We start from the raw sequence: 6,067 nt of genomic DNA on the forward strand, positions 1-6,067 counted from the left end.
GGCACCGGGCCGGACTCATGACGCCCCCAGTTCTCGGTCAAGAAGCTCGAACATGTCGGCCGCGCTGGCCGCGGTCAGGTCCTTGTCGGTCAGGTCGACGTCCAGGTGGAACGCGGTGCTCTCGGCCTCGGTTCGGGCCTCGGCGGCCCGGCCGAGCGCGTGCACCGCGGATTCGAGCACGTCCAGCTGGGTCGACGCGGGTGGCGGCGGCGCGCTCTCCACCGCCAGTGCGCGCAGGTGCTCGACCAGTTCCCTCGGTGTCGGGTAGTCGAAGACCAGCGTCGGCGGCAGCGACAGTCCGGTCGTCCGGCTCAGCCGGTTGCGCAGTTCCACGGCGGCGGCCGAGTCGACTCCGGCGTCCCGGAAGGACCGGCCGAGGTCCATGTCGTCCGGGCTCGGGTAGCCCAACACCGCCGCGCCCTCCGCGCGCACCAGCCTGGACAGCATCCGCCGCTGCTCGACTTCGGGCGCCCTGACCAGTTGGTCGGCCCAGGCGTTGGCGTGGTCCGCCAGCGGCTGGACCGGCTCGGCCGGGACCGCGCCATCCCCGCCCCTGCCGGCCATGCCGCTGGTCAACCAGTAGCGCTGGCGCTGGAACGCGTAGGTGGGCAGGTCGATCTGGCGGGCACCGGCAGCGGCCAGGCCGCTTGTCCAGTCCACGTCGACACCGCGGACGTACGCCTCGGCCAGGGACAGGTGGAACCGCTGCGGCCCGCCCTCGTCCCGGCGCAGCGAACCAACCACCACGGCGGGAACGCCGGCCTCGGCAACGGTCTGCTGCACCCCCATGGTCAGCACGGGGTGCGGGCTGACCTCCACGAACGCGTCGTGCCCGGTGGCCAGCAGACGGGTCACGGCTGGTTCGAACAGCACGGGCTGACGCAGGTTGGCGAACCAGTACTCGGCGTCCAGCTGCCGGGTGTCCAGCCAGTCGGCGTGCACAGTGGACATGAACGCGACCTCACCGGATCGGGGCCGGACCGAGGCGAGTTCGGTCAGCAGCCGGTCCCGGACCCGGTCGACGTGCGCCGAGTGCGACGCGTAGTCCACCGGGATCCGCCGGGCGCGCACGTTCTCGGCCGCGCAGTGCGCGAGCAGCTCGTCCAGTGCGCCCGCCGCACCGGACACCACCACTGATCGCGCGCCGTTCACCGCGGCGAGCGACAGCTGGTCACGCCACGGCCGCAGCAGCGCCGTGGCCTCGGCGGCGGAGACCAGCAGCGAGACCATGCCACCCAGGCCGGACAGTTCGACCAGGGCCTTGCTGCGCAACGCCACCACGCGGGCGGCGTCCGCCAGGCTCAGGGCACCCGCGACGCAGGCGGCGGCGATCTCGCCCTGGCTGTGGCCGACCACGGCGGCCGGCTGGACCCCGTGCGAGCGCCACAGCGCCGCGAGCGACACCAGCACCGCGAACAGTGCCGGCTGCACCACGTCCACCCGGTCCAGGCCGGGCGCGCCAGGGGTTTGGCGGAGCACGTCGAGCAGGGACCAGTCGGTGACCGGCTCCAGGGCGGCGGCGCACTCGGCCATCCGCTCGGCGAACACCGGCGAGGTCGTCAGCAGCTCCCGGCCCATGCCCAGCCACTGCGCGCCCTGGCCGGGGAAGACGAACACCGTCCTGCCGGTCACGTCCACCCGGTCGGTGGCGAGGTTGGCCGCGGGCTCGGCCTCGGCCAGCGCGGCCAGGCCACGCCGCAACGCGGGCAGGTCTGCCCCCACCACCACGCCCCGGTGGTCGAAGGCGCTTCGGGTGGTCAGCAGCGAGTACGCCACGTCAGCGGGGTCGGCTGGCGGTTGTGCGTCGATCCGGGCCAGCAGGGCGGCGGCCTGACCACGCAGACCGGCCGCGCTGCGTCCGGTCAGCACCCAGGACACCACACCGGGCTCGGCGCGATCGGCGGCCGGTTCGGCCACCGGCACGGCCGGGGCCTGCTCCAGGATGACGTGCGCGTTGGTGCCGCTGATCCCGAACGAGGACACCGCGGCCCGGCGCGGCCGATCGGTCTCCGGCCAGTCCCGTGCCTCGGCGAGCAGTTCGACCGCACCCATCGTCCAGTCCACTCGCGACGACGGCTGGTCCACGTGCAGCGTCCTGGGCAGCACACCGTGCCGCATGGCCTGGATCATCTTGATCACGCCCGCGACGCCGGCGGCGGCCTGGGTGTGCCCGATGTTGGACTTGACCGATCCGATCCACAGTGGACGTTCAACTGGTCGGTTCTGGCCGTAGGTGGCCAGCAGGGCCTGTGCCTCGATCGGGTCACCCAGGACGGTGCCGGTGCCGTGCGCCTCCACCGCGTCCACATCGGACGGTGTGAGCCCGGCCGCGGCCAGCGCCGCGCGGATCACCCGCTGCTGGGCGGGGCCGTTGGGCGCGGTCAGGCCGTTGGACGCGCCGTCCTGGTTGACCGCACTGCCCCGCAGCACCGCCAGCACCGGGTGCCCGTTGTGCTGCGCGTCGGACAACCGCTCCAGCGCCAGCACCCCGACCCCCTCGGCGAACCCCGTGCCGTCCGCCTGGTCGGCGAAGGCCCGGCACCGCCCGTCCGGGGAAACCCCACCCTGCCTACTGAACTCCACGAACAACGCCGGTGTCGGCATCACGGTGACCCCACCGGCCAGCGCCATGGTGCACTCGCCCTGCCGCAGCGCCCGCGCGGCCAGGTGCAACGCGACCAACGACGACGAACACGCCGTGTCCAGGGTCAGCGCCGGCCCCTCCAGGCCGAGCGTGTAGGCGATCCGGCCGGAGGCCAGGGAACCCGTGTTGCCCATCAGCAGTCGCCCGGTCTGCTCGGCGCTCGAAGCGCCCGCGCCGTAGTCCTGGTGCATCACCCCGGCGAACACCCCGGTCCGGCTCCCGCGCAGGCTCAGCGGGTCGATCCGGGCGCGCTCGATGGCCTCCCAGGACGCCTCCAGCAACAACCGGTGCTGCGGATCGGTCACTTCCGCCTCACGCGGTGATGTGCCGAAGAACTCGGCGTCGTACCCGCCGGGGTCGGCGAGGAAACCGCCGCGCCGGGTGTGCGAGTGCCCTGGTTCGCCGGGCTGGTACAGCTCGTCGAGGTCCCAACCGCGGTCGGTCGGGAAGTCGGTGATCGCGTCCTGCCCGTCGGCCAGCAGCCGCCACAGGTCCTCCGGCGTCCGCACCCCGCCCGGGAAGCGGCAGCTCATGCCGATCACCGCGATCGGCTCGTCCCGCCGCTCGTCCAGTTCACGCAGGCGCTGGCGCGCCTGGTGCAGTTCCAGCGTCACCCACCGAAGGGCCTCCAGCACCTGGTCGCTGTCAGTCATGGCGAGGCAACCTCCTCGGGACGGCCCGGCGTCGAACGTGATGAGGTCACGGCCTGCCCAGCTCCTTCTGGATGAACGCGAGGATCTCGGTGGCCGAGGCGGCACGCAGGTGCTCGGCGACCGCGTCCCGCTCGTGCGCCTGGGGCAGGGGACGCAGCCGGGCGGTCAGCGTGTCCAGCCGCGCCGACACCGCCGAGCGGGTGTGCTCGTCGACCGCGCTCGCGGCGAGCGCGGCCTCCAGTCGCTCCACCTGGCCCACCAGGTCGGTGACCGGTGGGACCGGCTCCTCCGGCTCGACCTCGGCCCGCACGTGCGCCGCGACCGCCTGTGGGGTGGGGAAGTCGAAGACCAACGTGGTGGGCAGCCGCAGGCCGGTGACCGCGGACAGCCGGTTGCGCAGTTCGACGGCGGTGAGCGAGTCGAACCCGATCTCCAGGAACGCCTGCTCCGGCTTGACCGCGCTGGGCGAGGCAACGCCCAGCACGCCGGCCACCTCGGCACGCACCAGGTCGAGGACGATCCGATCCCGCTCCGCCTCGGGCGCGGCAGCCAACCGCTGTCCCAGCGGTCGGGGCGCGCTCGGCCGGCGGGCCGGCACCCGCACGATGTCGCGCAACAGCGGCGGGATCTCGGCCAGCCGGGAGGCCGCCGTCTCCAGGCGCACCGGGAGCTGCACCGCCCGGTCAGCGCGGAGCGCGGCGTCGAACAGCGCCAGTCCCTGCGGTGCGGACAGCGGCAGCACCCCGGACCGGGACAGCCGGGCCAGGTCGGTGCCGGCCAGGTGGCTGGTCATCGTGCTGGCCTCGGCCCACAGCCCCCAGGCCAGGGAGTGCGCTGGCAGGCCAGCGGCCCGCCGCTGCTGGGCCAGCGCGTCGAGGAACGCGTTGGCCGCCGCGTAACTCGCCTGCCCCGCCGTGCCCAGCGTGCCGGCCGCGGAGGAGAACAGCACGAAGGCAGCGAGGTCCAGGTCACGGGTCAGCTCGTGGAGGTGCCAGGCGGCGTCCACCTTGGGCCGCAACACCTCGGCCATCCGCTCCGGGGTCAGGGTGGACACCACCGCGTCAGCCAGCACCCCGGCGGTGTGCACCACCGCGGTCAGCGGCTGGTCAGCCGGAATACCGGCCAGCAGTGCCGCGAGCGCGGCCCGATCGGCCACGTCGATCGCGACCAGCCGCGGACTCGCTCCCAACGCGCGCAGTTCCGCCACCAGCTCCTCAGCGCCCTCGGCTGCCGGCCCCCGCCGGCTAGCCAACAGCAGGTGCCGAACCCCGTACGCGGTGACGAGGTGGCGCGCGAACAACCGGCCCAGGGTGCCCGTCGCACCCGTGACCAACACGGTTCCCGCTGGGTCGAGAGCCGGGGCTGGGCCGCTCGCGGCAGCCTCGGCCCTGGTCAGCACGGGGACGTGCGCGCTCCCGTCACGCAGGGCCAGCTGGTTCTCAGTCGAAGCCAGGGCGGCGGGCAGCGCGGCGACCGAGCGGTCCGGGTCAGCCAGGTCGACCAGGACGAACCGGCCGGGGTGCTCGGTCTGGGCGGAGCGGACCAGGCCCCACACCGCGGCGCCGACGAGGTCGACCGCGTCGCTGTCCGCCGGAACACCGGTCGCGCCTCGGGTCACCACGACCAGCCGGGACGACTCCAGCCGTGGCTGGCTCACCCAGGCCCGCACCACGGCGAGGATCTGCTCGGTCGCCGCCCGCACCGCCGCGGTGACCGCACCGCTTCCGTCCACAGTGGAGTCGATCGGGGTCAGCACGACGTCGGGAACGGTGTCCGCGGCCAACAGCGCGTCCAGATCCGGGTAGTGGACGGCGTTGGTGATCGCGGCCAGGTGGCCGGGCCCACCGAGCACGGCGAGCGTGGTGGGTACGAGGCCGTCGATGTCTTCGGTCTTCCGCCACGACAACCAGAACAGCGAGTCGCGGCGCGAAGTCGCGCCCGACGCGAACTGGGCCGGGGAGAAGGGCCGCAGCACCAGTGACGCCACCGAGAGCACCGGCTGCCCGAACTCGTCGGCGACCGAGAGCGCCACGGCCTCGGGGCCGACCGGGGAGACCCGCACCCGCAACCGCGCCGCGCCCACCGCGTGCGAGGCAGCTCCCACCCAGGAGAACGGCAGCCGAGATGTCCCCTCCCCGGGGAAGAACTCGCCGAGCCGCACCGCGTGGGCAGCGGCGTCCAGCAGCGCCGGGTGCACCGCGAACCGTTCCGGTGCCGGCAGATCCACCTCGGGCAGCCGCACCTCCGCGTAGACCTCGGTCGCCTGGGTCAGCCCTGGCCCGGACTGCTCACGACGCCACGCCCGGGTCAGCCCCTGGAAGGCGGGGCCGTAGTCGTAGCCGTCGCGGGCCGCATCCGGGTAGAAGTCCGCCAGGTCGACCTCGACCGCACCAACCGGCGGCCACTGCTGGTCCAGCCAGACCGGGTCAGCCTCGGCACCAGCCGGCACCGCGTCAGCGACCAGCACGCCACTGGCGTGGCAGGTCCAGTCTGGCTGGGCGGTGTCATCGTCCAGCCGGGAGAACAACTTCACCGAGCGGCGGCCCTCGCCATCCGCCGCGCCAACGCTCACCTGGAGCATGACACCGTCCTGTTCGGACAGCACCAGTGGTGACTCCAGTGTCAGCTCGTCAACCCCGGCACAACCGAGCTGGTGGCCGGCGTGCAGCACCAGGTCGAGCATGGCGGTGCCGGGGAGTAGGACGGTACCCAGCACGGCGTGATCAGCCAGCCACGGATGCGACCGCAACGACAACCGCCCGGTGAACAA

General features: G+C 73.5%; 2 protein-coding genes. Both read right to left on the reverse strand.

Annotated features, from left to right (window positions below; all coding sequences use genetic code 11):
* Positions 1–15: 15 nt before the first annotated feature.
* Positions 16–3,297 carry a type I polyketide synthase gene (locus LX83_RS37155; protein ID WP_253780800.1) on the reverse strand — a complete coding sequence of 1,094 codons (3,282 nt, stop codon included), beginning with the start codon at positions 3,295–3,297 and terminating at the stop codon, positions 16–18.
* Positions 3,298–3,343: 46 nt separating this feature from the next.
* A partial coding sequence (locus LX83_RS37160; protein WP_253780802.1) for a type I polyketide synthase occupies positions 3,344–6,067 on the reverse strand: 2,724 nt, incomplete at its 5' end.

The sequence above is a fragment of the Goodfellowiella coeruleoviolacea genome, from assembly GCF_024171785.1.
Classification (GTDB): domain Bacteria; phylum Actinomycetota; class Actinomycetes; order Mycobacteriales; family Pseudonocardiaceae; genus Goodfellowiella; species Goodfellowiella coeruleoviolacea.